Origin of the sequence: Mesorhizobium sp. M4B.F.Ca.ET.214.01.1.1 (assembly GCF_004791545.1) — a bacterium.
Taxonomy (GTDB): domain Bacteria; phylum Pseudomonadota; class Alphaproteobacteria; order Rhizobiales; family Rhizobiaceae; genus Mesorhizobium; species Mesorhizobium abyssinicae.
Genome location: NZ_SRUX01000058.1, coordinates 1 through 499 on the forward strand (window position 1 = coordinate 1; position 499 = coordinate 499).

Here is a 499-nt window from a genome sequence, read left to right on the forward strand (position 1 = left end):
GGTCGAAACGCGGGAAAGAAAGACAGGAAACAGAATGGCCGATCAATTCGCAACGGACGTCATTGCCCTGATCAAGAAACGCGCCGAGTCGGAGAGCGGTGAGGGAATGCCTGCGTCATTCGTCGGCGAGATAACAATCGCCACGGAACTGGACGCGCTCGGGTTCGATTCGCTGGGTTTGGCGGACGTCCTCTGGGATGTGGAACAGGCCTACGGCATCAAGATCGATATGAACACGGCCGATGCCTGGTCCAATCTCAAGAATGTCGGCGACGTCGTGGACGCCGTCCGCGGCTTGCTTGCGAAGGAGGCTTGAATGGACAGGCGCGTCGTTATCACCGGAGTGGGCGGCCTGTGCGGACTGGGCACTGACGCCGCCTCTATGTGGAAAGAGATGCGCGAAGGCCGCTCCGCCATCGGCCCGCTCGCCAATTCCGAGCTTCATGACCTGGAGGGCATGACCGGCGCTGAGATCAAGGCGCTGCCCGAGCACGACATC

Annotated in this window: 2 protein-coding genes; both read left to right on the plus strand. The window is 60.9% G+C overall.

Features of this window, described 5'->3' with window-relative positions:
• The first annotated feature begins 34 nt into the window (after positions 1–34).
• Complete coding sequence (locus tag EN857_RS33265; RefSeq protein ID WP_095517116.1) at positions 35–316, plus strand: acyl carrier protein; 282 nt, start codon at positions 35–37, stop codon at positions 314–316.
• A partial coding sequence (locus tag EN857_RS33270) for a beta-ketoacyl synthase N-terminal-like domain-containing protein (RefSeq protein ID WP_275955146.1) occupies positions 317–499 on the plus strand: 183 nt, incomplete at its 3' end. It abuts the gene before it with no gap.

Coding starts and splice junctions, on each gene's coding strand:
- EN857_RS33265 (WP_095517116.1), top strand. CDS start 35: ATGGCCGATCAATTCGCAACGGACGTCATTGCCCTGATCAAGAAACGC.